The organism is Nocardia sp. XZ_19_231 (assembly GCF_015355705.1).
Lineage (GTDB): Bacteria > Actinomycetota > Actinomycetes > Mycobacteriales > Mycobacteriaceae > Nocardia > Nocardia salmonicida.
In genome coordinates this window covers 935,587-960,055 of sequence record NZ_JACUZI010000003.1, presented here as the reverse complement: position 1 = coordinate 960,055, position 24,469 = coordinate 935,587, and the positions used below count along the sequence as shown (strand labels likewise).

23 protein-coding genes are annotated in these 24,469 nt (G+C 66.9%); 16 read left to right on the top strand and 7 right to left on the bottom strand.

The window, feature by feature from the left end; genetic code table 11:
• Positions 1-70 precede the first annotated feature (70 nt).
• Together IBJ82_RS17615 and metE are read left to right on the top strand one after the other, a co-directional pair.
• Positions 71-943 carry a 3-hydroxybutyryl-CoA dehydrogenase gene (locus IBJ82_RS17615; RefSeq protein ID WP_255284589.1) on the top strand — a complete coding sequence of 291 codons (873 nt, stop codon included), beginning with the start codon at positions 71-73 and terminating at the stop codon, positions 941-943.
• Between the two features lie 293 nt (positions 944-1,236).
• Positions 1,237-3,561, top strand: coding sequence for a 5-methyltetrahydropteroyltriglutamate--homocysteine S-methyltransferase (gene metE / locus IBJ82_RS17610; RefSeq protein ID WP_194826929.1), 2,325 nt, complete (start codon positions 1,237-1,239; stop codon positions 3,559-3,561).
• Positions 3,562-3,638: 77 nt separating this feature from the next.
• Here metE and IBJ82_RS17605 read toward each other — a convergent pair whose 3' ends face one another.
• Both IBJ82_RS17605 and IBJ82_RS17600 read right to left on the bottom strand, forming a co-directional pair.
• Positions 3,639-4,973, bottom strand: coding sequence for a DUF1254 domain-containing protein (locus IBJ82_RS17605; RefSeq protein WP_194826928.1), 1,335 nt, complete (start codon positions 4,971-4,973; stop codon positions 3,639-3,641).
• A gap of 136 nt (positions 4,974-5,109) precedes the next feature.
• Positions 5,110-5,649 (bottom strand): TetR/AcrR family transcriptional regulator, encoded by a 540-nt coding sequence (locus IBJ82_RS17600; protein ID WP_194826927.1) that lies wholly within the window; start codon positions 5,647-5,649, stop codon positions 5,110-5,112.
• 96 nt (positions 5,650-5,745) lie between these two features.
• On the opposite strand from IBJ82_RS17600, the gene IBJ82_RS17595 reads away from it, so the two are divergent.
• A complete protein-coding gene (locus IBJ82_RS17595) occupies positions 5,746-7,029 on the top strand; it encodes a hypothetical protein (protein WP_194826926.1) in 1,284 nt (427 codons plus the stop codon).
• Between the two features lie 7 nt (positions 7,030-7,036).
• Here IBJ82_RS17595 and IBJ82_RS17590 read toward each other — a convergent pair whose 3' ends face one another.
• A complete protein-coding gene (locus IBJ82_RS17590) occupies positions 7,037-8,107 on the bottom strand; it encodes a S1C family serine protease (RefSeq protein ID WP_194826925.1) in 1,071 nt (356 codons plus the stop codon).
• A gap of 130 nt (positions 8,108-8,237) precedes the next feature.
• Between IBJ82_RS17590 and IBJ82_RS17585 the strand changes: the two genes are divergently transcribed.
• The 7 genes from IBJ82_RS17585 to IBJ82_RS17555 all read left to right on the top strand — a co-directional run bounded on the left by IBJ82_RS17585 (position 8,238) and on the right by IBJ82_RS17555 (position 15,066).
• A complete protein-coding gene (locus IBJ82_RS17585; RefSeq protein WP_063004052.1) occupies positions 8,238-9,290 on the top strand; it encodes an NAD(P)-dependent alcohol dehydrogenase in 1,053 nt (350 codons plus the stop codon).
• 140 nt (positions 9,291-9,430) lie between these two features.
• A complete protein-coding gene (locus IBJ82_RS17580) occupies positions 9,431-10,543 on the top strand; it encodes an AI-2E family transporter (RefSeq protein WP_370585354.1) in 1,113 nt (370 codons plus the stop codon).
• Between the two features lie 7 nt (positions 10,544-10,550).
• A complete protein-coding gene (locus tag IBJ82_RS17575; RefSeq protein WP_194826924.1) occupies positions 10,551-11,282 on the top strand; it encodes a ZIP family metal transporter in 732 nt (243 codons plus the stop codon).
• A 57-nt stretch (positions 11,283-11,339) separates the two neighbouring features.
• Positions 11,340-12,797 (top strand): sodium:alanine symporter family protein, encoded by a 1,458-nt coding sequence (locus IBJ82_RS17570; RefSeq protein ID WP_194826923.1) that lies wholly within the window; start codon positions 11,340-11,342, stop codon positions 12,795-12,797.
• A 15-nt stretch (positions 12,798-12,812) separates the two neighbouring features.
• On the top strand, positions 12,813-13,658 hold the full coding sequence (locus IBJ82_RS17565; RefSeq protein ID WP_194826922.1) for a PPK2 family polyphosphate kinase: 846 nt from the start codon (positions 12,813-12,815) through the stop codon (positions 13,656-13,658).
• Positions 13,659-13,741: 83 nt separating this feature from the next.
• Entirely contained in the window at positions 13,742-14,503 is a 762-nt protein-coding gene (locus tag IBJ82_RS17560; RefSeq protein WP_370585353.1) for a DsbA family protein, read from the top strand.
• Positions 14,503-15,066, top strand: a complete 564-nt coding sequence (locus tag IBJ82_RS17555; RefSeq protein WP_370585371.1) for a vitamin K epoxide reductase family protein — start codon at positions 14,503-14,505, stop codon at positions 15,064-15,066. The genes IBJ82_RS17560 and IBJ82_RS17555 overlap by 1 nt, the downstream gene beginning before the upstream one ends.
• Here IBJ82_RS17555 and IBJ82_RS17550 read toward each other — a convergent pair.
• The 4 genes from IBJ82_RS17550 to IBJ82_RS17535 all read right to left on the bottom strand — a co-directional run bounded on the left by IBJ82_RS17550 (position 15,052) and on the right by IBJ82_RS17535 (position 19,235).
• Positions 15,052-15,696 carry a class I SAM-dependent methyltransferase gene (locus tag IBJ82_RS17550; RefSeq protein ID WP_194826920.1) on the bottom strand — a complete coding sequence of 215 codons (645 nt, stop codon included), beginning with the start codon at positions 15,694-15,696 and terminating at the stop codon, positions 15,052-15,054. The two genes, IBJ82_RS17555 and IBJ82_RS17550, sit on opposite strands and share 15 nt — an antisense overlap.
• A complete protein-coding gene (locus IBJ82_RS17545) occupies positions 15,693-16,937 on the bottom strand; it encodes a trans-acting enoyl reductase family protein (RefSeq protein WP_194826919.1) in 1,245 nt (414 codons plus the stop codon). The genes IBJ82_RS17550 and IBJ82_RS17545 overlap by 4 nt, the downstream gene beginning before the upstream one ends.
• Positions 16,938-16,959: 22 nt before the next feature.
• Positions 16,960-18,390, bottom strand: a complete 1,431-nt coding sequence (locus IBJ82_RS17540; RefSeq protein ID WP_194827216.1) for an AarF/ABC1/UbiB kinase family protein — start codon at positions 18,388-18,390, stop codon at positions 16,960-16,962.
• 158 nt (positions 18,391-18,548) lie between these two features.
• On the bottom strand, positions 18,549-19,235 hold the full coding sequence (locus IBJ82_RS17535; RefSeq protein WP_194827215.1) for a TetR/AcrR family transcriptional regulator: 687 nt from the start codon (positions 19,233-19,235) through the stop codon (positions 18,549-18,551).
• Positions 19,236-19,497: 262 nt separating this feature from the next.
• Between IBJ82_RS17535 and IBJ82_RS17530 the strand changes: the two genes are divergently transcribed.
• The 6 genes from IBJ82_RS17530 (at position 19,498) to purU (ending at position 24,468) form a co-directional block, all read left to right on the top strand.
• Positions 19,498-20,829, top strand: a complete 1,332-nt coding sequence (locus IBJ82_RS17530; RefSeq protein WP_370585352.1) for a DUF445 domain-containing protein — start codon at positions 19,498-19,500, stop codon at positions 20,827-20,829.
• A gap of 113 nt (positions 20,830-20,942) precedes the next feature.
• Positions 20,943-21,389, top strand: a complete 447-nt coding sequence (locus tag IBJ82_RS17525; RefSeq protein ID WP_194826918.1) for a helix-turn-helix domain-containing protein — start codon at positions 20,943-20,945, stop codon at positions 21,387-21,389.
• Positions 21,389-22,063, top strand: coding sequence for a heparin-binding hemagglutinin (locus IBJ82_RS17520; RefSeq protein WP_305082279.1), 675 nt, complete (start codon positions 21,389-21,391; stop codon positions 22,061-22,063). The genes IBJ82_RS17525 and IBJ82_RS17520 overlap by 1 nt, the downstream gene beginning before the upstream one ends.
• A gap of 72 nt (positions 22,064-22,135) precedes the next feature.
• Entirely contained in the window at positions 22,136-22,426 is a 291-nt protein-coding gene (locus IBJ82_RS17515; protein ID WP_056814570.1) for a DUF2516 family protein, read from the top strand.
• A gap of 78 nt (positions 22,427-22,504) precedes the next feature.
• Positions 22,505-23,557 (top strand): alpha/beta fold hydrolase, encoded by a 1,053-nt coding sequence (locus IBJ82_RS17510; protein WP_194826917.1) that lies wholly within the window; start codon positions 22,505-22,507, stop codon positions 23,555-23,557.
• Between the two features lie 20 nt (positions 23,558-23,577).
• Positions 23,578-24,468, top strand: coding sequence for a formyltetrahydrofolate deformylase (gene purU / locus IBJ82_RS17505; RefSeq protein WP_194826916.1), 891 nt, complete (start codon positions 23,578-23,580; stop codon positions 24,466-24,468).
• The last annotated feature ends 1 nt before the right edge of the window (position 24,469 follow it).

The following is a 24,469-nucleotide window of genomic DNA, read 5'->3' as shown; positions in this document are numbered from 1 at the left end:
GCATCCCTATACTTTGGTCGCTATGACCTCCCCAGCCACCCCACAGCCAGACACACAGCAGGAGCGGGACGTGAGCAGCAGCGAGAAGATTCAGCGCGTTGGCATCATCGGCGCCGGACAAATGGGCGCGGGCATCGCGGAGGTGTGCGCACGCGCGCACGTCGACGTCCTCGTTTACGAGACCACGCGTGAACTCGCCGCAGCGGGCCGCGCACGCATCCTGCGTTCGCTGGACCGTGGCGTGAGCAGCGGCAAGATCACCGAGCGTGAGCGGGAGCAGGCCGCATGGCGGCTGCGCTTCACCTCCGATCTCAGCGACTTCGCCGACCGTCAGCTGGTGGTCGAGGCCGTTGTCGAGAACGAAGAGGTCAAGACGGCCATCTTCGCCGAGCTGGACAAGGTCGTCACCGACCCGAACGCCGTGCTCGCCTCCAACACCTCCTCGATCCCGATCATGAAGATCGCCGTCGCCACCGCCAACCCCGAGCGCGTGGTCGGTCTGCACTTCTTCAACCCGGTGCCGGTGCTGCCGCTGGTCGAGCTGGTCACCACGCTCAAGACCAGCGAGCCGGTCGCCAAGCGCGCCGAGCAGTTCGCCGCCGAGATCCTGGGCAAGCAGATCGTGCGATCGGCCGACCGCTCCGGTTTCGTCGTCAACGCGCTGCTGGTGCCGTACCTGCTCTCGGCCATCCGGATGGTCGAGTCGGGCTTCGCCACCAAGGACGACGTCGACAAGGCGATGGTGCTCGGCTGTGCCCACCCGATGGGCCCGCTGGCGCTGACCGACCTCGTCGGCCTCGACACCGTGAAGTCCATCGCGGACTCGATGTACTCCGAGTTCAAGGAGCCGCTCTACTCGGCGCCGCCGCTGCTGATGCGCATGGTCGAAGCCGGGCTGCTCGGTAAGAAGACCGGAGCCGGGTTCTACCAGTACGGCAAATAGAAGTTTGCTCACCGGAGGGCTGTGTTGATCGGAGCGCTGGCGCGCTCGAGCGGGGCCCTTCGGGCCCCTGATCTTCCCTCCCTCCGGGTACTCCTTCGTCGCACCCTCCGCTCAGTCCAGATCAGGGCGGGCCCCTAAAAGACTTACAAGAAGAGGCACTCAGGTGCTCGGGGTTTGCGGGGGGAGCGGCGCGGAGGCGTTCTTGCGGCTTAAGCTGCTGTAGCCGGACGCGCTCGCGTGCCCGGTGCTATGTCTCGAGCGCAGCGTGTGATCGAAAGGGAGTATCGGCGGTCATGGTCAACGTCACCGATGGATTCGGGTCGAGCGTTCTCGGATACCCGAGGATCGGTCCGCACCGAGAGCTCAAGCGTGCGCTCGAGTCGTACTGGCGCGGATCGCTCGAACGCGAGGAACTGCTCACGGTAGGGCGCGATATCCAGGAGCGTCAGTTCAACGAGCTGGCCGCGACCGGACTCTCCCAGGTACCGGGCAACACCTTCTCCTTCTACGACCACATCCTCGACAACGCGCTGCTGTTCGGTGCGGTGCCCTCGCGTTTCAAGGAATTTCAAGAGGGTCTCGACCCGCTGGACTTCTACTTCCTGATGGCGCGCGGCAACCCCGACACCCCGCCGCTCGAGCTGGTGCGATTCTTCGGCACCAACTACCACTACCGTCAGCCCGAACTCGACGCCGACACCACGTTTTCGCTGCATCCCGAGGCCCTGCTCGACGAGTGGGACCGGGCGGCCGCCCGCGGGATCGAGTTGCGTCCGGTGGTGCTCGGCCCGGTGTCGCTGCTGCTGCTGTCGAAGGCCGGGCATGTGCCGGGCGAGACCGAGTTCGACACGTTGAGCCTGCTCGATCAGCTGCTGCCGTTCTACGAAGAGCTGTTCTCGATCCTCGCCAAGCGAGGGTCGACCTGTGTGCAGCTCGACGAGCCGTGCTTCACCGGCGAGCGCACTCCCGCCGAACTAGCCGCGTTCGAGAAGGCCTATACCCAGCTGTCGAAGGCGCCGTTGCGTCCGCGCATCCTGGTCACCGGGCAGTACGGCGACTTCGGTGAGGCGCTGCGGATTCTGGCCGCGAGCAATGTCGAGGCGATCGGCCTCGACCTGGCCTCCTACCGTATGCAGCCGGAGGAGCTGGCGGCGATCCCCGGCATCAAGCGCAAGCGGATCTACGCGGGTGTCATCAGCGGCCAGAACGTGTGGCGGGCCGACCGGGTGGTCACGCTGAACTACCTGAACGCGATCGCCGAGGTGTGCCCGGATCTGGTGGTGTCGACCGGCACCACGCTGTTGCACGTGCCCTACGACGTGCTCGCCGAGTACGACATCGAGGGCAACGTGGCCGACCGGCTCGCCTTCGCGAAACAGAAGGTGGGCGAGGTCGTCTCGCTCGCCAAGGCGCTCACCGAGGGCCCGTCGGAGCACTGGCGCAAGCGGCCCACCGAAGTGCACTTCAAGCAGAAGCACGCGGTGCGTCAGCGGGTGTACGCCGTGACGCCCCAGATGCGCGAACGTGCGCCCTACGACGAGCGCGCGGCCGCGCAGCAGGAGCGGTTGAACCTGCCCCTGGTGCCCGCCACCACGCTCGGCTCGTTCCCGCAGAGCGGCAAACTGCGTCAGGCCCGCCACGAGGTGTCCTCGGGACGGCTGTCCGACGACGACTACCGCAAGCTGGTCGAGGCCGAGATCGAGGCGACGATCCGGCTCCAGGAAGACATCGGCCTCGACGTGTTCGTGCACGGTGAGCACGAGCGCAACGACATGATCCAGTTCTTCGCCGAGCAGCTCGACGGCTTCGCGACCACCCGTTTCGGCTGGGTGCAGGTGTACGGCTCGCGGTGTGTGCGCCCGCCGATCGTCTACGGCGATGTGGCGCGGCCCGCGCCGATGTCGGTGGAGTGGACCACCTACGCGCAGTCGCTGACCGACAAGCCGGTGAAGGGCATGGTCACCGGGCCGGTCACGATGCTGGCGCGCTCGTTCGTCCGCCAGGATCAGCCGCTCTACGAGACGGCCGACCAAGTGGCACTTGCCATCCGGGACGAAGTGGTGGACCTGGAGAAGGCCGGAATCGCGATCATCCAGGTCGACGAACCCGCCATCCGTGAGCTGCTCCCCGCCCGCCCGCACGGCCGCGAGGAGTACCTGCGCTGGGCGGTCGGCGCGTTCAAGCTGGCCACCTCCGGCGTGCGTTCCGACACCCAGATCCACACCCACATCGGCTATTCCGGCCGCACCGAGGTGGTTGACGCGATCGATCAGCTCGATGCCGACGTCACCGCGATCGTGGCGACCCGCTCGATCGAATGGGTCATCGAGGCGCTCACCGAGGACCTGTCCTCCGGCCACGGCCTCACCCACGGCGTCGGTCCCGGTGTGTACGAGAGCCGCTCGGCCCGCATCCCCGACATCGACGAGTTCGACGAGTTGCTCACCCAGGCCGCGAATGCCGTGACCCCGCAACGGTTGTGGGCCAACCCGGACGGCGGCCTCAAGACCCGCCACTACTGGCAGTTGGAGCCGTCGTTGCGGAACATGGTGGCCGCGGCTCGCCGGGTTCGTCGACGGGCGTTGGCCGCCCAGGCGGCTGCCGCGACCGAGGAGTAAGCGAACAAGACAAGGGGCGCACCGGATTCCGGTGCGCCCCTTTGTCTGGGCGTCGAACGGACACAGCGTGATTCGGATCAGGCCCTGATGATCGGGGGGAGGACGTAGGACTGGTCGAGGACTGCCTGCTGGGGCTGGTACATGCGCAGGCAGGGGCGGAAGTCGCCTTCGGGGGCGGGGAGCCAGTTGGCGCGGGCTTTGGGGTCGGCGGGTTCGGCGTGGCTGATGGTGATCGTGAGCGCGCCGTTGTCGTCGTAGACGAGGCCGGGGGTGCGGTCGCCGATCGAGTAGCGGTCGATCGGGTTGGCGCACAGGTAGAAGTCCGGGGTCGAGTACATGGTGATCGACCAGAAGGCGTCGACCGGCGGGGTGGGGTCGAGGCGAAGGGTGTAGGCGTTCGCGCCGGTCAGCTGCTGGCCGGTGCTGTCGGTGTAGATCATCGCGTAGGCGGCCTCGTAGGCGTGGTTGCCCCAGAGTCCGGCCTTGGCGGCTACGGCGCGAGCGATGATTCGCTGGTTCGGGTCGGTGATCTTGAAGTTCTCGTCGTCGACCGTGCCGACCTCGAAGAAGTCGATGTTGTAGTCGAAAAGGTGCAGCATCGACTGCCAGCCGTTCTCCCCGGCGCCAGCCCCGCTCTTCGTCGCGTTGCTCAGTTCTTCCTGGCCCTCACCCAATCCGGCGCGCAGCGCGGATGCTCGATCCGGGTCGAGGGACAGGTAGGGCGAGGCGCCCGCTGTGGTCAGGTCGATCGGCGCGAACGATTCCTGGAGCGCGAGATCGCGCTTCGCGGGAGGAAACGCCTGCGACCAGACACGGACTTTCTCGAGGAACATCAGGTCCGGGGCGACCGTCGGATCCGGCGACGGAAGTCCCGTCGGCTGTGCGGCTCCGTCGGCGGTTGTCAAGGTCAGCGCGTCCTGCAAGGCGTGCACGGCGGGGAGGTCGGCCTCGTCGGCGCAGGCCCATCGTCCGGCGATCACGCCGATAACGGTGGGGAAATGGATGACCGTCGTGTCGTCGGGGGCGGTACCGGTCCATCCCGGCGGTACCAGGAGGTAGTCGCCCGCGCGGTTTCCGGTGGCCCGCGTGCCGACGTAGGCGAAGTTGTCGGTCCAGGCGTCGATGAACTGCATGACGTAGTACCGCTCGCCGGCCTCCGGCACGTGGAAGGTCACCGGACCGACTGACAGGTCGATCAGACCGATCGAGTACACGGTGTCGTTGTTGATCGAGACGAAGGTCGCCGAGGCGTCGGCGAGGGTGCGGGCATGGGCGAAGTCGTTGAACGGCGTCGCGGGGAGATCGCCGATGCCCTCGTGGAGCAATCGCTCGATCGAATCGAGGTTGAAGACCAGCGGGAATCCGTACAGGTAGGCCTGTGCGGTCAATTCGGGGACGTTCTGATCCGGCATGCGCGCTCCTCGTCCTGGCGTCCGCGTCGCGCGACCATCGTCGGACCGCGCGACACCAGCATCCGCCGATACTCGGGCGGCTCACATCGCCCGGAGCGGGTGAGATCGCTGCGCGCCGGTTCGGTGGTCGAGCGGGTCAGGCGCGGATCATGGCGCGGGCGCCCGCGGTGAGCTCGGGCGCGGTGGGGGCGTTGTCCGGGTCGATCAGCCACTGCAGGAGCAGGCCGCCGATCATCGTCTGCAGGATCGCGCCGACATTGCTGTCGCCGTTGCCGAAGGCCTCGGTCAGACCGCGCCTTGCCCGGCCCTGCGCGTGGGCGAGTTCGGTGCGCAGCTCGGGCGAGTGCAGTGCCTGGTTGAGGCATTCGGCATTGGCGTGCCACAGCGGCGCGTTCTCGACGAACGAGGTGATCAGGCTGTGCCAGAACGCTTCGAGGCGGGCGGTGGGATCGGCCGGATCGCTCGCGGGGAGGGCGTCGAGGATCTGCGTGACCGCGCTCGCGCTCGATTCCAGCATCGCCTGTTGGAGCAGCTTGTCGCGGGTGCCGAAGTGGTAGTTGATGGCCGCGAGGTTGGTGCCGGAGGCGGCGACGATATCGCGGACGGTGGTGCGGGCATAGCCGCGTTCGGCCAGGCACTGCTTGGCGGCTTCCAGAAGATCTTCGCGCGTTCCCACCCGCGCACGATAGCAAGCGGCGCATACGTCTGTTTGTGACATCTGTTTCAAACAAACGTCAGTGACAAGTGTATGAAACGGATGTATGTTTCGCATATGACCTCTCGGCGACGTATCTCCCCGTTCGAATCCAGCTTCTTCGGCACCGGCACGACCATCGGCAGCGTGCCGACCGGCGGGATGCCACTGTTTCTCGGCACCACGGTGCACGGCGTGCTCGACCCCACGATCCTGCGGACAGTGCTCGACGAACTCGCCGCCGCGCATCCGCTGCTGCGCAGTCGGGTGGTGACCGACGACGGCGTTGGCTATTTCGTCCGCGACGACGAGTTCCGGCCTCGGCTCGACATCGTCGAAGGTGGGGAAGCCGAGTATCTGACGCTGGTCAACGGGCCGAGGGACTGGAGTGACGGGCTGTTTCGCGCGTACCTGCTGCGGGCGGGTCTGCGTCAGCAGATCGTGTTGGTCGTCCATCACGGAATCTCCGATGGCAGATCGGGATTCGCGTTGCTCGGGCAGATGTGGCGGCATTACGCGGCACACGCGACAGGTTCTGCTGTGCCGGAGGCGAATTCGGATCAGGCGCTGCCCGAGGCCATGGATACCCGGCTGGCCGAGGTGGTTTCGGTCGCGGCGGCCGGAGCATGGCTGGACGAAATCAGGGCTGGCGCGGCGACGATGGGTCCCGAGGACGCGCCGCGAACACTGCCCCGCGATGGTTCCGGCACCGATCCGCTCGGCCGATTCGCGATGCAGCGCATCGAACTGAGCGCCGAGGAGACCGCCGGACTCGTGACAGTGGCACGCGCCCATGGCCTTTCGGTGACCAGCCTGCTCGCAGGTACGGCGCTGACCGCCTTCCGAACTCGATTCTCCGAATCAGGCCCCTTGCCGATGATCTGCGGGTACGCGGCCGACGTTCGCGCGGAATTCGACCCGCCGGTACCCGCCGAGACGGTCGTCAACTTCGCCTCCGGCGCGGGCGTCCTGGTCCACGCGACCGGCGAAACCACCCAGCTCGAACTGGCTCACGCGATCGAAACCGGCCTGCGCGCCGGCCTCGACCGCCGCGAACCCGCCCACTTCCCCCTCGCCGCCCAACTCGTGAACGACGAACTCACCGCCGCCCTCCTCTCCGCACCCCCCACCATCGCCATCTCCAATATCGGCCGCCTGCAACCCCATTCGATCCCCGACGACATCGCCTTCGTCCGCGACGACGTCTACGCCATGGGCCCGGCCATGCCCCCGAAACTCACCACCTTCACCATCGCGGACCGCCTCACCCTCCAACTCGAATACGACACCGCCCTCTACCGCCGAACCCACATGGAAAAGCTCCGCCTCACCCTCGTCGAACTCCTCCAAACCCTCGAGTGACACAAGGTCAGTTGGGGGTTCCGTGGGCGAGTACTGCTTCGACGGTGCGGGTGGTGCCGTTGGGGGAGGTGACGTCGAGGCGGACCGGGTCGGCGGGCTTGCGGAGGTTGATGGCGGCGCTCAGGGCCTTGGCGGTGGTGATCGAGACGCCGTCGACGGCGGTGATCACGTCGCCGATGGTGATACCGGCTTCGCGGGCGGGCTGGCCGTAGAAGGCCCAGCTCACCTGGGCGCCGGCGGGTCTGGCATCGATGACCTGGACGCCGAGGGTGGCGGTGGGGCCGATGTGGACGGTGTCGGTGGGGGTTCCCGAACGGATCTGGGCCACGATTCGCATGGCGGTGTCGATCGGGACGGCGTAGCCGTTGGCTGGCTTGCCCTCGGCGCGGGCGTGCTCGCCGGACGCCGCCGTGATCACCCCGACCACCGCCCCTGACGCGTCGGCCAGCGCGCCGCCGGACTGCCCGCCCATCACCGGCGCGGCGATCTCGACCATCCCGTTCAGTGCCTTGCGGGTCAGGTCGGCGGAGTTCATGGCGACGATCGTCGCGTCCAGATCGGTGATCGGACCGGCGACCGAGGTCGGCTCGCCGCCGTCGCCGCCCGCGTCGCCGATGGCCAGCACATCCTGGCTGATCCGCAGGTCGGCGGAGGTGCCGAGCCGTGCGGTCGGTAGTCCCGTAGCCCCGGCCAACGACAGCAGCGCGATGTCGGCGCCGGAGTCGTAGCCGAGCACGGTCGCCTCGTAGACGAGTCCGTTGGCGATATCGGTGACGCTCAGCGCCTCGGCGCCCTTGATCACATGATGACTGGTCAGAATCTGTCCGTCGGAGGTGAGCACGATCCCCGATCCGGCCGCCCCGATGCCGAAACCGGCCGCGTCGACGTCGATATTGACCAGAACCGATTCCATCTGTCCCGCGACCAGCGCGGGGTCGAGCGGCACCAGCACGGGCGCCTGCGCCTGCGCCACGAACTCCGGCTCGACCAGGGCGAACTCCCCGCGATACCCGAGAAACGCGCACACCCCGAGCAGCGCGACCAGCATCGTCACCAGCACTCGTCCGACACGCTTCATGGCGGATGTCCTCTCTCGCGAGCCGACCAATCCATTGTGACCGGTTTTCCGCGTCCGCCGGTCTCGATACGGACGCGGTCGAGGCGCGGCCTACTTGGCAAAGCACGCATGCGGCTGTAGGCATGTAGCCATGAGCACCGCTGCCGCCTACGCCAAGCCCTCTCCTGACGGGGCCTTCGAAAAGGTCACGATCGAACGTCGCGAGGTCGGTCCCGATGATGTGCTGATCGATATCAAGTACGCCGGTATCTGCCATTCCGATATCCACACCGCGCGCGACGAATGGGGTGGCGCGCAGTACCCGTGCGTGCCAGGCCACGAGATCGCGGGCATCGTCGCCGCGGTCGGCTCGTCGGTGCGCAAGTACCAGGTCGGTGACCGGGTCGGCGTCGGCTGCCTGGTGAACTCGTGCGGAAAGTGCGTGCCGTGCCTGGCGGGCGAGGAGCAGTACTGCACCAACGGTCCCACCTGGACCTATAACTCGCGCGTCCCCGAAACCGCGCAGCCGGGCGGGTACACGATGGGCGGCTACTCCACCCAGATCGTGGTGGACGAGAGCTTCGTCGTCGCGATCCCCGAAGGCATCGGCCTCGACGTCGCCGCGCCGCTGCTGTGCGCGGGCATCACGCTGTTCTCGCCGCTGAAGCACTGGAACGCGGGACCGGGCAAGAAGGTCGCGATCATCGGGATGGGCGGGCTCGGGCACGTCGGTGTGAAGATCGCGGCGGCGCTGGGCGCGGAGGTGACGGTGCTGAGCCAGTCGCTGCGCAAGCGCGACGACGGCCTGCGCATGGGGGCCCACCACTACTACGCCACCAGCGACAAGGAAACCTTCCGTCAGCTGCGCGGCCGGTTCGACCTGATCATCAACACCGTCTCGGCCGACCTGCCCATCGACAGCTACCTGCGCCTGCTCGCCCTCGACGGCACCCTCGTGATCCTGGGCCTGCCGGAGAACCCGATGAGCGTCACCGGGCGCAACCTCGCCGGTTTCCGCCGGTCACTGGCCGGTTCGATGATCGGTGGCGTGGCGCAGACCCAGGAGATGCTGAACTTCTGCGCCTCGCACGGGATCGGCGCGGAGATCGAACTGATCTCCGCCGATGAGATCGACTCCGCCTACGACCGCGTGGTCGCCAGCGATGTCCAGTACCGGTTCGTGATCGACACCGCCACGGTGTAGCTGTCCGGGTCGGCGTACGCGCGCCGACGGGCTGGTGGGCGCTCGTCCTGGGTACCGTGACATTCGTGGTTGCCCAGGACGAATCCGCTGAACCTGCCGCACGGTCCGCCGACTCGAGACCTCTGCCTGCCTTCTGGTCGGTGCGAACACCACCGCGCTGGCTGCCGAGGGCGCTGCTGTATTCCGTGCTCGCGGTAGCCGGGTTGATCGCGGCATTCTGGGTGCTCGGCAAGATGCAGGGCCTGCTGACCGTGCTGCTGGTGTCGATCTTCCTGGCGTTCGCGATCGAACCCGCGGTGAATTGGCTTGCCGCGCGCGGTGTTCCGCGCGGGGCCGGCACCGGCGCGGTGTTCCTGGCCTTGCTGGTGGTGATCGTCGCGTTCGTGTGGACGCTGGGCGCGCTGCTGGTCAACCAGGTGACCATGCTGGTGGCGAACGCCCCCGACTACGTCCAGGATCTGGTGAACTGGATCAATTCGACCTTCCACCAGGATCTTTCGGGTGACGACCTGACCAAATACGCCTCGGAGTGGAGTTCCACGATCGAGAAGTATCTGGTGGGTCTGGCCGGAAACGTCTGGGGCATCGGCACTGTCGCGATCGGCGCGCTGTTCCAGCTGCTCGGGGTGCTGTTGTTCACCTACTACTTCGCCGCCGACGGCCCGCGTTTCCGCACCTGGGTGTGTTCGCTGCTGCCGCCGAGACAGCAGAAGCATGTGTTGCGGGCCTGGGACATCGCGGTCGAGAAGACCGGCGGCTACATCTATTCGCGGGCCCTGCTCGCGCTGTGCTCGGCGATCGCGCACTATGTCGCGCTGCGGGTGCTCGATGTGCCGTCGGCGTTCGCCTTGGCGCTGTGGGTCGGCGTCGTCTCCCAGTTCATCCCGACCGTCGGCACCTATATGGCCGGTGCGCTCCCGGTGCTGGTCGCGCTGGTACACGACCCGATCACCGCCCTGTGGATACTGCTGTTCATCGTCGCCTATCAGCAGTTCGAGAACTACGTCCTGCAACCGCGCATCACCGCGACCACCCTGGACATGCACCCGGCGGTGGCCTTCGGGGCGGTGGTCGCGGGTGCCGCGTTACTCGGGCCGACCGGCGCTCTGCTGGCGATTCCTGTCACCGCCACGCTGCAAGGTTTCGCGGGCGCGTATGTGCGCCGCTACGAGGTCACCGAAGAGGTCGACGCGCCTCCGTCGAAGAAGAAGCGCAAGAAGGCCGAGTCCGAAGCCGCATCCACCGACGAATAGGCAGCGCATGGCGATCCTGTTGTCCCTGGTGTCGATGTTGTCGACGCTGTTCGGCGGTTTCGTCGCCATGCGGATCGGCGACCGCAAGCACCTGGTTCTCGGATTGGCGGCCGGGGTGATGTTCGGCGTGGTCGCGTTCGATCTGATTCCCGAGGCGCTCGAACAGACCGACGGCATGTTCCGCGGTATCCCGTATGTGTTGATCGCCGCGGTCCTCGGCTTCCTCAGCCTGCACGTGATCGAGCGAGCGGTCGCCATCCATCGTGGTCACGAGCAGGAATTCGGTACGCACAAGCACGGTTTCGAGTCCGTCGGTCTCCTGGCCGCGGGCGGCCTGATCTTTCACAGCACCCTGGACGGTTTCGGTATCGGCCTCGGGTACCAGGCGGGCGCGGCGGTCGGCATGTCCGTCGCGATCGCCGTGATCTGCCACGACTTCGCCGACGGCTTCAACACTTTCACCATTCCCACCGTCTACGGCACTGCCCGCAAACGCGCCCTCATCCTGTTGGCCCTCGACGCCGTCGCCCCCGTAGTAGGCGCCGTTCTCGGCACCGTGATCCACGTCCCGGAGAACTGGATCGGCCTCTACATGGGTTACTTCGCCGGGTTCCTCCTCTACCTCGCCACCGCCGACATCCTCCCCGAAGCCCACGCGGGCCACCCCTCCCGACTGACCCTGCTGTGCACCCTCTTCGGCGTGGCCGCCATGTTCGTCGTCTCCGCCCTCAGCCACTGAGCAACATGGGACGCAGCCTGACCGGTCACGGCGCGCGCCGGCGGTAGCGTTCGCCGGATGGACACCCTGAACTCGGTGATCGTCGATGTCAACGATGTGTTCTGGAACTGGCTGCTGATTCCGCTGGTCATCGTGGCCGGGGTGTACTTCACGGTGCGCACCGGCGTGGTGCAGGTGCGGATGCTGCCCGAGATGTTCCGGGTGGTCGCGGAGAAGGGGCCGACGGCCGCCGACGGGAAGAAATCGGTGTCGGCGTTCGGGGCCTTCAGTATCTCCGCGGCGGCGCGGGTGGGGACCGGCAATATCGCGGGGGTCGCGACCGCGATCAGTGTCGGCGGGCCGGGGGCGGTGTTCTGGATGTGGGCGATGGCCACGGTCGGTGCCGCGTCGGCGTTCGTGGAATCCACCCTCGCCCAGCTCTACAAGCGCCGCGAAAACGAGCCGGGGACCTTTCGCGGCGGCCCCGCGTACTACATGGAATACGGGCTGCGGCGTCGTTGGCAGGGGTTGGCGTTCGCGGTGATCATCACGGTGACCTTCGGTTTCGTGTTCAACGCCGTGCAGGCCAACACCATCGTGGCGACCGGGCGGGCGTCGCTGTCGGCGCTGGACGGTGACTGGTTCGCCCCGGTGGTGGGGCTGTGTCTGATCACGCTGCTCGGGGTGGTGATCTTCGGTGGCGTGCGCCGGATCAGTCACATCACCGAGGTGCTGGTCCCGGTGATGGCGATCGTGTACCTGCTGCTCGGCATCGCGGTGGTGGCACTCAATATCACCGACCTGCCGCGGGTGCTGGCCGATATCGTCGGCGGGGCGTTCGGGTTGCGTGAGGTGGTCGGCGGCGGGATCGGTACCGCGCTCGCGCAAGGTATCCGGCGCGGGATGTTCTCCAATGAGGCGGGGCTCGGTTCCTCGCCCAATGCGGCTGCGGCAGCGGATGTTTCGCATCCGGTGAAGCAGGGTCTCGTCCAGTCGCTCGGCGTCTACTTCGACACCCTGCTGATCTGCTCGATCACCGCCTTCATCATTCTCACCACCGACCCCGACCTGTCCGAGCGGCGTAGCGCCGACCTCACCCAGAGCGCGCTGCAGGCGTCGCTGGGCGACTGGGCCGGGCACGTGCTCACCGCGGTGGTGTTCTTGCTCGCGTTCAGCTCGATGATCGGCAACTTCTACTACGGTCGCGCCAATATCGAATTCATCACCACTCGTCCACAGGTGCTCACCGCCTTCCGAATCCTGGTGCTGGTAGCCGTCTTCGGTGGCGCGCTCGGCTCGGTGGGTCTGATCTGGAACCTCGCCGATGTGTTCATGGGCGCGATGGCACTGGTCAACCTGGCCGCGATCATTCCGCTCGGCGCCGTCGCTTTTCGTCTCCTCGCCGACTATCGCGCCCAGCGTGGCGCGGGCGAAGACCCCGTCTACGTGCACAGCGCCGACATCGCAGACCCGGCGGGCGTGCAGTGCTGGCAGGCAACGATTGCGTCGAGCTTGCCCGGTAAACCCACCCACTAGTGGTAGGCATGGGAAATGGCGAAAAACTGGACCGAACCGGCTGATATCGCGCTGCGCGCCGACGGTCAGCGCGTCGCTGATCTCGACCCCTCGAGCACGCCGGGCTTCACCGGCGACAAGCGTTCGGGCAAGGAACTGCTGGCCGAACGGGCGACGGTGCTGTCGGTCTTGCAGGAGAAGCTGTTCGCGCACGGTCGCACCGGTGGACAGCACAGCGTGCTGCTGATCCTGCAGGGCATGGACACCGCGGGCAAAGGCGGCATCGTGCGCCACGTCATCGGTTCGGTCGACCCGCAGGGAGTCGATCACGCGTCCTTCGGCGTGCCGACCGAGCTGGAGAAACAGCACGATTTCCTGTGGCGCATCCGCAACAAACTGCCCGCGCACGGTCAGGTCGGCGTCTTCGACCGCTCCCACCACGAGGACGTGCTGGTGGTGCGGGTACACGAGCTCGTGCCGCAGGCGGAGTGGGAGCAGCGCTACGACCAGATCAACGCCTTCGAAAAAGAGGTCGCCGACACGGGCACCACCATCGTGAAGGTCGCCATGTTCGTCTCCCTCGACGAACAGAAGCGCCGGCTGCGCGAACGGCTGGAGCGACCGGACAAGTACTGGAAATTCAACCCCTCCGACATCACCGAACGCGCCTACTGGCCCGAATACCAGAAGGCCTACCAGGCTGTTCTCGATCGCACCGACACCGAGTACGCGCCCTGGTACGTGCTGCCCTCCGACAACAAGTGGTACGCGCGTCTGGCGGTCACCGAGTTGCTGATCGCCGCGCTGGCCCAGTTGAAACTCGATTGGCCGCCCGCCGACTTCGATATCGCCGAGCAGTTGCGTCGACTCGACGAATCCTGAAAACGAGCTTTGCGGAAACTCTCAGGTTCGGCCCGCATGATGTTCCCGGTGGGGAGCCAACGAGCGAAAGGCGTGTGACGACGGTGAGCACGGGCAAGAGTCCCTCGGGCAGGAATCCGCTGGCGGCGGCCGAGGCGGCCGACAAGAAGCGCAAGATCGCGATCCAGGTCGGCGTCGCCGCCGTCCTGGTGGCGCTGGTCGCGGCCATCGGCATCGGAATCGCCGTGCAGAAGTCCGATTCTGACAAGGAATCGTCGACGACTTCGGCGGCGCAGCTGCCCGCGACGGGCGGGGCGGTCACCGAGACCGGCACCGTTGTGATCGGCAATCCCGATGCCAAGGTCAAGGTGCGCGTGGTCGCCGACCTCCAGTGCCCGGCCTGCAAGCAGTTCGAGGCAGCCAACGGGGAGACCCTCGCCAAGGCCGCCGCCGACGGCACGGCCTCTGTGGAGTACCAGATCATCTCCTTCCTCGACAAGGCCTCGACCAACCAGTACTCCTCGCGCGCGGCCAACGCGTCGTTCTGCGTGGCGAAGTCCGACACCACCAAGTACCAGTCCTGGTTGCAGACCATGTTCGAGAAGCAGCCCGCCGAGGGCGGCGCAGGCCTGAGCAACGACGAGCTCATCCAGATCGCCACCGACGTCGGGTACACCGATCCCGCCGTGGCGACCTGCATCAACGACAAGCCGTACAACGACTACATCCAGCAGATCACCCAGACCACGCTGCAGAGCGGCGTGGAGTCGACGCCGTCGGTGTACATCAACGGCCAGCTGAACCAGTCCGACGCGATCTTCACCGAGAACGGCCTGGCCCCCGTGATCGCTGACGCGGCGAAGTGATCACCGCCCCCGCCCGCTCGGCCTGGCTGCTGCTGATCGCCGGGCTGGCGGGCTGGCTGGCGTCGTTCACGCTCACCGTCGAACGGTTCAAGCTGTTCGTCGACCCGAACTACGTCACCTCGTGCAGCATCAACTCGGTGCTGTCGTGCGGGTCGATCATGAAGACCGACCAGGCCGCGGTCTTCGGCTTCCCCAACCCGCTGATCGGCGTCGTCGGGTTCTCGGTCGTGGTGACACTCGCGGTGCTGTCGGTGGTCGGTATCGGATTCCCGCGCTGGATCTGGGGCGGGCTGTGGATCGGGACCGTCCTCGGCATCGCCGGACTGTGCTGGCTGATCTTCCAGAGCCTGTACCGGATCAACGCGCTGTGCCCGTACTGCATGGTGGTGTGGGTGGCCGTGCCGGTGTTGTTCGCGGTGACCACGCAGGAGCTGTGGGGTCGCTCGCGTGGGGCGATGGGGATCCTCGCCGAATGGCGCTGGACCCTGGTGGTGGTGTTCTACGCGGTGGTGCTGCTGCTGGTGTTCCTGAAGTTCCAGGACTACTGGCTAAGCCTGGTCTGACAGGGGCTTGGTGGCGTCCACGTATTGCATGAAACGGTGCACGCGCTGGTCGATTTCGGTCAGGCCCGCCCTGGCGAACAGCTTCGGGAAGGTGCCTCGGTCGAACAGGCGTAGGCCGCTCAGGCTCGCGGCCAGGCTGCTCGCCGACCCGAAGAGATTGTCTTCGGCGTAGCTGGTGCTGATCGCGATGCGGCCGCCGGGGGCGAGGACGCGGATCATTTCGCGGGTAGCGACCAGCGGGTCGGGGATCAGGTACAGGGCGCCGAAACAGCAGACGGCGTCGAAGGTTCCGTCGGCGAACGGCAGCGTGCGGGCGTCACCGCGGACGTAGCCGACGCGCGGGCTCGCGTTGTCGGCGGCGGCCTTGGCCAGCATCGGCGCCGAGTAGTCCAGGCCCGTGACGAAGCCGCCCTTGGTCAGGTACCCGCTGAGGTAGCGGGTGAAATTGCCTGGGCCGCATGCCAGATCGAGCACCTTCATGGGGCCGCTCAGGCGCAGGGTGTCGACCGCGTCGCGGCGGTCGGTGCCGGTGGTCCGGCCGCTGGCGAGGTAGAACAGCGTGGGTCGCCACGCGTGCTCGTACACCGCCGCCAGCGCCGGGGCGTTCATCGTCTTGCGAGCGAGATTCACTGTCGTGCGACCTCGATGGTCATGCCCGCTTCGCGCAGCCGCGCGCTGAGCGCCTCGCCCATCGCGGACGCGGGGGTGAGCACGCCCGCGCGCTCGGGCAGGGTGTCGAAGGCCAGGCTCAGGCCGCTCTGGCCGAGCAGCACTGCGGTGGCCTGGTAGCCGGGATCGCCGGTGCCGGAGAAGGTGGCCTGGTACTTGGCGCCGGAGCTGGTGCGGGCGAAGGTCTTCATGGTGAACCAGCCACTGCGGCGGGCCTTTTCGCCGGGGCCGGTGCCGGGCTTCGGCAGGATCCGGTCGAGCAGCTTGCGGCCGAGCGAGACGCGTGAGAGGACTGCGCCCGAAGCCATTCCGGCCACGATGCCGCCCGCGATTCCAGCGGCGACCAGCGGTGCGGCGGCCGAGGTACCAGCGTTCATCACCTCGCGGTAGCGGAACTGCTTGCCGTAGGCCCAGCCGAGCAAGCCGTTTGTGCGGCGCACGACCTTGGTGTTGTGCGAGGCCATTACGAACGTGGTGACCCAGCCGTCGAGGCTCGCGTCGATGCTGTCGGCGCGGGCCAGCGCCTGATCGGACTGGCGACCCACATCGGGTTCCATGCTGCGGTCCGGGCTCAGCGAATACGGGTGGGCCAGGATCTTGCCGCGCGAGGAATCGGCCGCGATGTCTTCCATCATCGCGCGTCCGGAGTCGATGGTGCCCCCGCTCGCCCCGCCCTTGAGATAGGCGACCAGGGTGGTGTCCTCGAGCTCGCCGGTGTCGTCGGCGATGCTGGCGCGGTAGATCTCGTACACGCTCAAGTCCGACGGAATCGAGTCGTAACCACAGGAATTCACGATCTTCGCCCCCGAGTCGACCGCGGCCTGCTCGTACTTCTCGATCGCGTCGTGGATGAACAGCGGCTCGCCGGTGAGGTCGGCGTAGTGGGTGCCCGCCGCGGCACACGCGCCGAGCAGCGGCAGGCCGTAGCGCAGGTACGGGCCGACGGTGGTGACCACGACCTTGGTGCGTTCGGCCATCGCGGACAGCGCCACCGGATCGCTGGAGTCGGCGACGACGAGTTCCCAGTTCGCAGCGGCCGGGCCGAGCTCGGCGCGGGTGGCGGCGAGCTTGGCCGCCGAGCGGCCCGCCAGGGCGATCCTGGCGTCGGCCGGGGCCGCGGTGAGCAGGTATTCGGCAGTGAGTTTGCCGACGAAACCCGTTGCGCCGAACAGGATCAGGTCGAACTCACGGTGCTGCGGCATTGCGTGCCTTTCGAAAAGGTGATCAGGGCTTGGTGGCTGGTGCGCTCGCCTTGCGGGCGCGGGTCTTCTTCACCGGTTTCGGCGGATGGGTACTGAGCCAATCGCGGTGGGCCAGGCCGAGTTCGGTGATCGGCGGATCGCCGTAGAGCCATTCCCTGGCGATCAGATGCCAGTTGTTGGTGCTGTCGAGCTGGCCGAGCATGCCGAAGGTGAGGAAGTCGGCGCGGCGGGAGAACAGGTGCTCCGGCGGCAGGTTCTGCTGCTTCATGCCGGTGAACTCGCTGGCCCTCGGATCGACGGCGAGCAGGAACGCGCCGCTGGCCAGTTCGGGGGTGATGGTGAGCTCCTCGTCGACCAGACACCATTCCGAGGCGGCGAGCACGTATTCGAGGCATTCCTCGGCGCCGATCTCCTCGGGCGAATCGATCACGCCGCGATCGATCATCAACTGCCGCAGGTCTTCGGCGCGATCCTCGGCGGCCGCGCGCAGGCACTGGATCTCGAAGCCGACCAGCTTGGGATCCATCCGGTTGAACAGCCCGAAGTCGAGGAAGGCGACCCGGCCGTCACGGGCGAGCAGCACATTGCCCGGATGCGGGTCGCCACAGAACTCGTTGAAGCTGAACAGCGAGCCGACATAGAAGCGGTAGATGATCTCGCCGACCCGATCGCGTTGCGCTGCGGGCATTTTCCGGATCTCGTCGAATCCGTCGCCGTCGATGAACTCGCTGACCAGCACGCGCGTGGTCGACAGCTCGGGCACCGAGGAGGGCACCACGATGAACGGGTGGTCGCGGTACAGGTGCGCGATCTCGGCCTGGGTGGTGGCCTCGGCCTGGTAGTCGAGCTCGCTCTCCATGTTCAGTTTCAGCTCGTCGAGCACCGCGGGCGTGATCCACGGCATCGCCGAGGCCAGCACCCGGCGGAACATGGTGAGGTTCTTCAGATCCGCGCGCACGGCGGCGTCGACCCCGGGGTACTGGACCTTCACCGCGACGGCGCGACCGTCGTGCAGGGTGGCCCGATACACCTGGCCGATCGAGGCGGCGGCGATCGGCTCCGAGTCGAATTCGGCGAAGATCTCCGCCAGCGGAGCACCGAAATCCTGCTCGATCACCGCGCGCATGGACTCGAACGAGACCGTCGGCGCCGCGTTGCGCAGCACGGCGAGGCGCTGCTGGAACCGCTCCCGGTGGTTCTCGGGCACCAGATCCAGATCCAGCACCGACATCATCTGGCCGAGTTTCATGGCCACGCCCTTCATGGTGCCGAGCACCATGACCACCTGTTCGGTGGTGCGGATCATCGACTCCTCGGCCATCCGTGCGCGCACCGCCTCCGAGCGGCCGCGCATCGAGAGCCTGGTCTTCTTCGAGCGGATGACCGAACCCGCCGCGACCGCCCCCAGTTTCGTCCCGCGGGCAAGCCGGGAAGTCGGCACGTTCTTCGCCATCGAGGTACCTCCGTTGGTGCCGACGTGCGCGGTGGTGTCGACGCGCAGCGTCACACGACCACCCGCGGTGACGCAAGCCACAGCGCCCCGCTCGGTTCAGCGTAGCCAACCGCGCGGCGTTGTCGAGCCCCGCTCCCTCGAATGGAGGAAAACCCTGGTCAGGGTGTCTGCGGCGGCATCTCGGGGAGCGGATGCGGTTGCGCGGTGAAGATCTCGGGTGAGCCGCCCGCGCGGGCCATGCCCTCGATCGCGCTCCAGGCCATCATCGTGAGGTAGTCGATCACGTCCTGGCGGGGCATGGCCTTGTCGGTGGTGGTCCACCAGTGGGTGGCCAGCTGGATGCCGCCGACCAGCACATACGACCACAGCATCGCGCCCTCGGTGCGCATGCCCTTGCTACCCGCTCGATCGACCAGCACCGTGGTGACCACCTCGGCGAAGAGCCGCTCGAACTCCGCCAGCGAGGACTTGTCGCCCGCGGCATTGCTCATGATGAACCGATAGACCTCGGGGTCGTCGTCGACGGTGCCCACGTATTCGGTCATCGCGGCGCGCACGAGTTGGTATTCGTCGGCGTCGAGGTTGATCGCGCCGTACACCCGCGGCAGCAGGGTGGTTTCGATGAAGCGCTGCATGGTGGCGTGGACCAGGTCGTTCTTGTCCGCGAAGTAGCGGTACAGCACGGTCTTGGATACGCCGATCTCGGTGGCGATCTCGTCCATGCCGGCCTGGCTGCCCCGCGCGCGGATGGCATTGAGGGTGCCGTCGACCAGCTCCTCGCGGCGGTCGATCTTGTGCTGTCGCCACCGACGTTTGCGGCCGTCGGCTTGGCCGCCGCCGCGCACACTGGCTCGGCTCGACTGCTCGCCGATCTCGACAAGGTCTTCGGTGGACAGAACAGCCCCCTTGTGATCGATGTTGGCGTCTCTAGTCAACAGCTTAGGCGCGCCGGTGTGGGGTGGCGCTCCTTTGGGCTACGTTGCGGCATTTACCACACTCCGGTGCTTACGCGCGCGTACGACAAACCGGGCGGTTCGCCGTGTCGTGGGAGCCGCCACGCGGGGTTGGCGGCGGCGCACTCGCCGCGCGCACAGCAGAATGGGGGCTATGGAGAAATCTCCCGGCCACACGGCGGTTCTCACGCCGCGCACCGAGCCCGCCGCACAGCCCGCCGACTTCGCGGTGATGACCGACGAGGCGGGCAAAAAACGTGACCTGTTCAAGATGAAGGCGCTGGCGACCAGTTTCCTGGTCGTGGCCAGCGTGATCTACCTGCTGTGCCGCTGGCTCGAATCGCGTGGCGGCGGTGGCGAGTGGGTGGGCTATGTCCGCGCGGCCTCGGAGGCGGGCATGGTCGGCGCACTGGCCGACTGGTTCGCGGTCACCGCGCTGTTCAAACACCCGCTGGGTCTGCCGATCCCACACACCGCGATCATCCGCAAGAAGAAAGACCAACTCGGCGAGAGCCTCGGCGCCTTCGTCGGCACCAACTTCCTCGCTCCCGACGTGGTCTCCGCCCGCCTGGAATCGGCGCAGATCTCGCTGCGCGTCGGTCGGTGGATGGCCGATCCGGCGCACGCGGTCAGGGTGGCGAAGGAGAGCGCGACGATCCTGACCGCGGTGGTCAACACCCTGCGCGACGAGGACGTCGAGCAGATCATCGACAACACCATCGTCAAGCGGATCGCCGAACCGCTGTGGGGGCCGCCGCTGGGTCGGGTGCTCTCGGAGATGATCGCCGACAACCGGCAGCGACCGCTGATCGATCTGTTGGCCGAGCGCGCGCACCAGTGGGCGCTCGGCTCACAGGACACGATCGATCGGATCGTGATGCGCGATGCGCCGCAGTGGGCGCCGAAATTTGTCAATACATTGCTGTCGGAGCGAATTTATCGGGAACTCGTCGAGTTCACCTGGAAGGTGCGCTCCGATCCCGATCATGAATTGCGCAAGGCCGCCGATCGCTTTCTCCTGGATTTCGCCGAGGACCTGCAACACGACGACGCGATGATCGCCAAGGCGGAGAAGGTCAAGGCCGAGATCATGGGCCGCGAACAGATCACCGGAATGGCCGAGGCCACCTGGCGAGCGGCGAAGCGGTTGATCTTGGAGTCGGCCGACGACCCGGATTCCACGCTCCGCAGGAAAGTCGCCGAGAATGTGCAGCAGCTCGGCGAGCGCTTCCGTGACGACCCGGCGATGCGTGGCAAAGTGGACGGGTGGATCGACCGCGGTGCTCGCTATCTGGTCGGCAACTACTCCGCGGAGATCACGACACTGGTGACCGATACGGTCGCCCGATGGGACGCCGACGAGGCGAGTAGGAAGATCGAATTGCAGGTCGGTCGGGATCTGCAATTCATCAGAATCAACGGCACGGTGGTCGGCTCACTCGCCGGCCTGGTGATCTATACCGTCTCGCAGCTGCTGTTCCACTGAAAGACCTGGTAGCCGGGGCTGCGTACGCGCTAGCCGACCGGGTGCTAACTGTAGTGCTTGCAATAGCTAGCACCCTGTTCTAGTATTGGCCTTACAACGCCAGAAGGTGAGCGATGACAGACCAACCCGAGAGTCGTGTAGCGCACGCGGCTCAAGATATCGGAGGTTTCATCAGGGCACAGCGCGAAGGTGCGCAGGTGTCCCTGCGTCAGCTCGCCGCTCTGGCGGGGGTAAGTAATCCGTACCTGAGCCAAATCGAACGCGGATTACGTAATCCCTCCGCCGAAGTACTCGCACAGATCGCCAAGGCGCTGCGAGTTTCCTCGGAGGTGTTGTATGTGCGGGCAGGATTTCTGGAACAGCGTCCGCACAGCCCGGTCCGTGACGCCCTGCTGGCCGACACTTCGGTGTCCGAGCGGCAGAAACAGGTGTTGCTGGAAATCTATGAGTCGTTTCGCCGGGAAAACGGGGAAGAAACCGGCTCAGGGGGGAACGGACGAGACAGTGACGTTTCGTTCACGACAACTGACACTCCGCCACACCAGGAGAATGAAGACTGATGACCGAAAAGACCGCCACTGTCAGCAAGCCGCTGTTCGCCACCGTCGGCGCCGGTGACGCCATCTACGCCGCCGTGAACGACGTTGTCGCCGACGTCCGCGGCCGCGTTGTCGCCACCGATGCCAAGGCCCGCGTCGAAGAGGCCCGCGAGCGCATCGCGAACGTGCCCGCCGACGTGCAGGCCCAGTTCGACACCCTGCGCGACCGCATCTCCGGCCTGCCGTCGGAGCTGCCGGAGGATCTCGCCGAGCTGCGCGAGAAGTTCACCCCCGAAGAGCTGCGCAAGCTGGCCGAGCAGTACTACCGCCAGGCGCTCGACATCTACGCCGATCTCGCCGTTCGCGGTGAGGAGACCGTCGACCGGCTGCGTGCCAACCAGGCCGTCGACGAGCAGATCGGTCGCGTCGAGACCCTCTACAAGGATGCCTCCGCTCGCGCCGAGGATGCCCTGATCAAGGTCAACGACCTGCTGGGCCGTACCAAGGCCGAGGCCGAGGCTGTGGCCGACAAGGTCGACGCCGTCGTCGAGGCCGAGGTCGTCGCCGTCACCACCGAGCCCGCTCCGGCCAAGCCCGCCGCTCCGGCTCCGGCTCCGGCCCCGAAGAAGGCTCCGGTCGCCAAGAAGGCCGCTCCGGCCAAGAAGGCCGCTGCGCCTGCGCCGAAGAAGGTCTAAGCATCACTGCTGACTGCGGCCCCGTACACCAAGTGTGTGCGGGGCCGCTGTTCGTATGATGGGGGTGTGAACATGGTGAATGGGATGACCTCGCTGATTCTGCTGATCCTGTGGATCGGCGCCTTCGGCGCGACGGTGTTCGCGCTCATTCACGCTGTGCGCCAGCGTTCGGATGCCTTTACCGCCGTCGACAAGATGACCAAGCCCATCTGGCTGGCCATTCTCGGCGGTGCGCTGGTGTTTCTGCTGATCGGTATCGGCGGGCTGGGGATGCTGTCGTTCATCGCGATCATCGCGACCGGTGTGTACCTGGCCGACGTGCGTCCGAAGGTCGACGAGGTGCAGCGCGGCCCGCGCTGGTAAAAAAGCCCACTCGGAGGGCTCGCGGGTGAGTGGTACACGGTGTTACTGTATCTAGCAGTAACACAAAGGAGTGTACCGATGCGCGCAAAGTTGCCGACGGCTCTGGTGAACCTGGTCGGCCGGGTATCCACCGTGGTCGAGACCACCCTCGCGGCCCACCGGGCCGACCTGCGGACACGGAAGCACGGGCTCGCGGCCTTCGATCCGCCGCGGATGCCCTACGACGTGATTCCGGTGGTCACCGCCGATGGCGCCCGCCTGCGGGTGCACGCCTACGGCCCGGTCGACGCGCCCGTCATCGTGTTCGCCCACGGCTGGACATGTTCGCTCGAGTACTGGAACGCCCAGATCAACGCCTTCGCCGGCGAGTACCGCGTGGTCGCCTACGACCAGCGCGGCCACGGCGAGAGCACCAACGGGTACGCCCGCCCGAGCACGAATCTGCTCGCCGACGACCTGTGCGACGTGCTCGACGCCGTGTTGCTGCCGGGTCAGCGCGCGGTGCTGGCCGGGCACAGCATGGGCGGGATGACGCTCATCGCCTGGGCGGGCCGATACCCGGAGCGCGTCGCCGAACAGGCCGCCGCGGTGATCCTCACCAATACCGGCGCGCACTCGCTGGTCGAGGTGTCGACCATGGTTCCCGGTCTCAACGTGCCGCTGCGGATTCTGCGCGGCCGGTCGATGCCGACGCCGGACTGGCTCGGCAGGCTGATCCTCGGCACCCCGGTGGTTCTGCCGCCGATCAAGCCGGTGCGCTGGATCTTCGCCCGTCAGGTGATGACTCTCGATACCTCGCGCGAGACGCTGGACTACGCGCTGTCGGTGGTGCGCGGCTGTCCGATGATGACGCGTTCGCGCTACGGGTTCCTGCTCACCGCGCTGCACCTGGGCGATGACGCGAAGAACTTCTCGGTCCCCACCACCGTGCTCGCGGGCGCCCGCGACGACATGACCCCGGCGATCCACGCCGAGCGCCTGGCCGCGCTGCTGGCGGAAGCGGGCACACTCGCCCGGTTCAAGGTGCTGCCGACGGGGCATCTCGGCAATGTCGAACGCTTCGATCTGTTCAATGCCGAAGTGGCCCAGGTACTCTCCGCCGTCCGCGAGCCCGTGCGCGCCATGGCCTGATCGCCTGCGAGAATCGGCGGATGAGTTCTACCGCTGTGACCTCGGACGACCGTCGGTTCGTGCTGACCCTCGGGTGCCCGGACCGGCCGGGCATCATCGCCCGGATCTCCTCGTTCATCGCCGAATTCGGCGGCTCGATCGTGGAGGCCGGGTACCACTCCGACGGTGACATCGGGTGGTTCTTCACCCGGCAGGCTGTGCAGGCCTCGACGGTGCCGTTCTCCATCGACGAGCTCCGGGAGCGCTTCGCCGAGGTGGCTGCCGACTTCGGTCCCGAGACCGATTGGCAGCTCCACGATTCCGGTGCGCCGCGGCGGGCGGTGCTGCTGGTCAGCAAGGACGGGCACTGCCTGCACGACCTGCTCGGGCGCGCGCAGGCCGGTGAGCTGCCCGCGACCATCGAGGCCGTGATCGGCAACCATCCCGACCTCGCGGGGATGACCGAGGCGCACGGGGTGAAGTTCCACTACGTGCCGTTCCCGAAGGACCCGGCCGAGCGCGGCCCAGCCTTCGAGCAGGTGCGCGAACTCGTCGACTCCCACGATCCGCACGCTGTGGTGCTCGCCCGGTTCATGCAGGTGCTACCCGCCGACCTGTGCGCGCACTGGGCCGGGCGGGCGCTCAATATCCACCACAGCTTCCTGCCCTCGTTCGTCGGCGCGCGGCCCTATCACCAGGCGTACGCGCGCGGGGTGAAGCTGATCGGGGCGACCTGTCACTACGTCACCGCCGAGCTGGACGCCGGGCCCATCATCGAGCAGGACGTGATCCGGGTCGATCACGCCGATGACGTGCGCGACATGGTGCGCCAGGGCCGTGACATCGAGCGGGTCGTGCTCGCGCGCGGGCTGCGCTGGCACCTCGAGGGCCGGGTACTCGTGCACGGTCGGCGCACGGTCGTGTTCGAGTGAT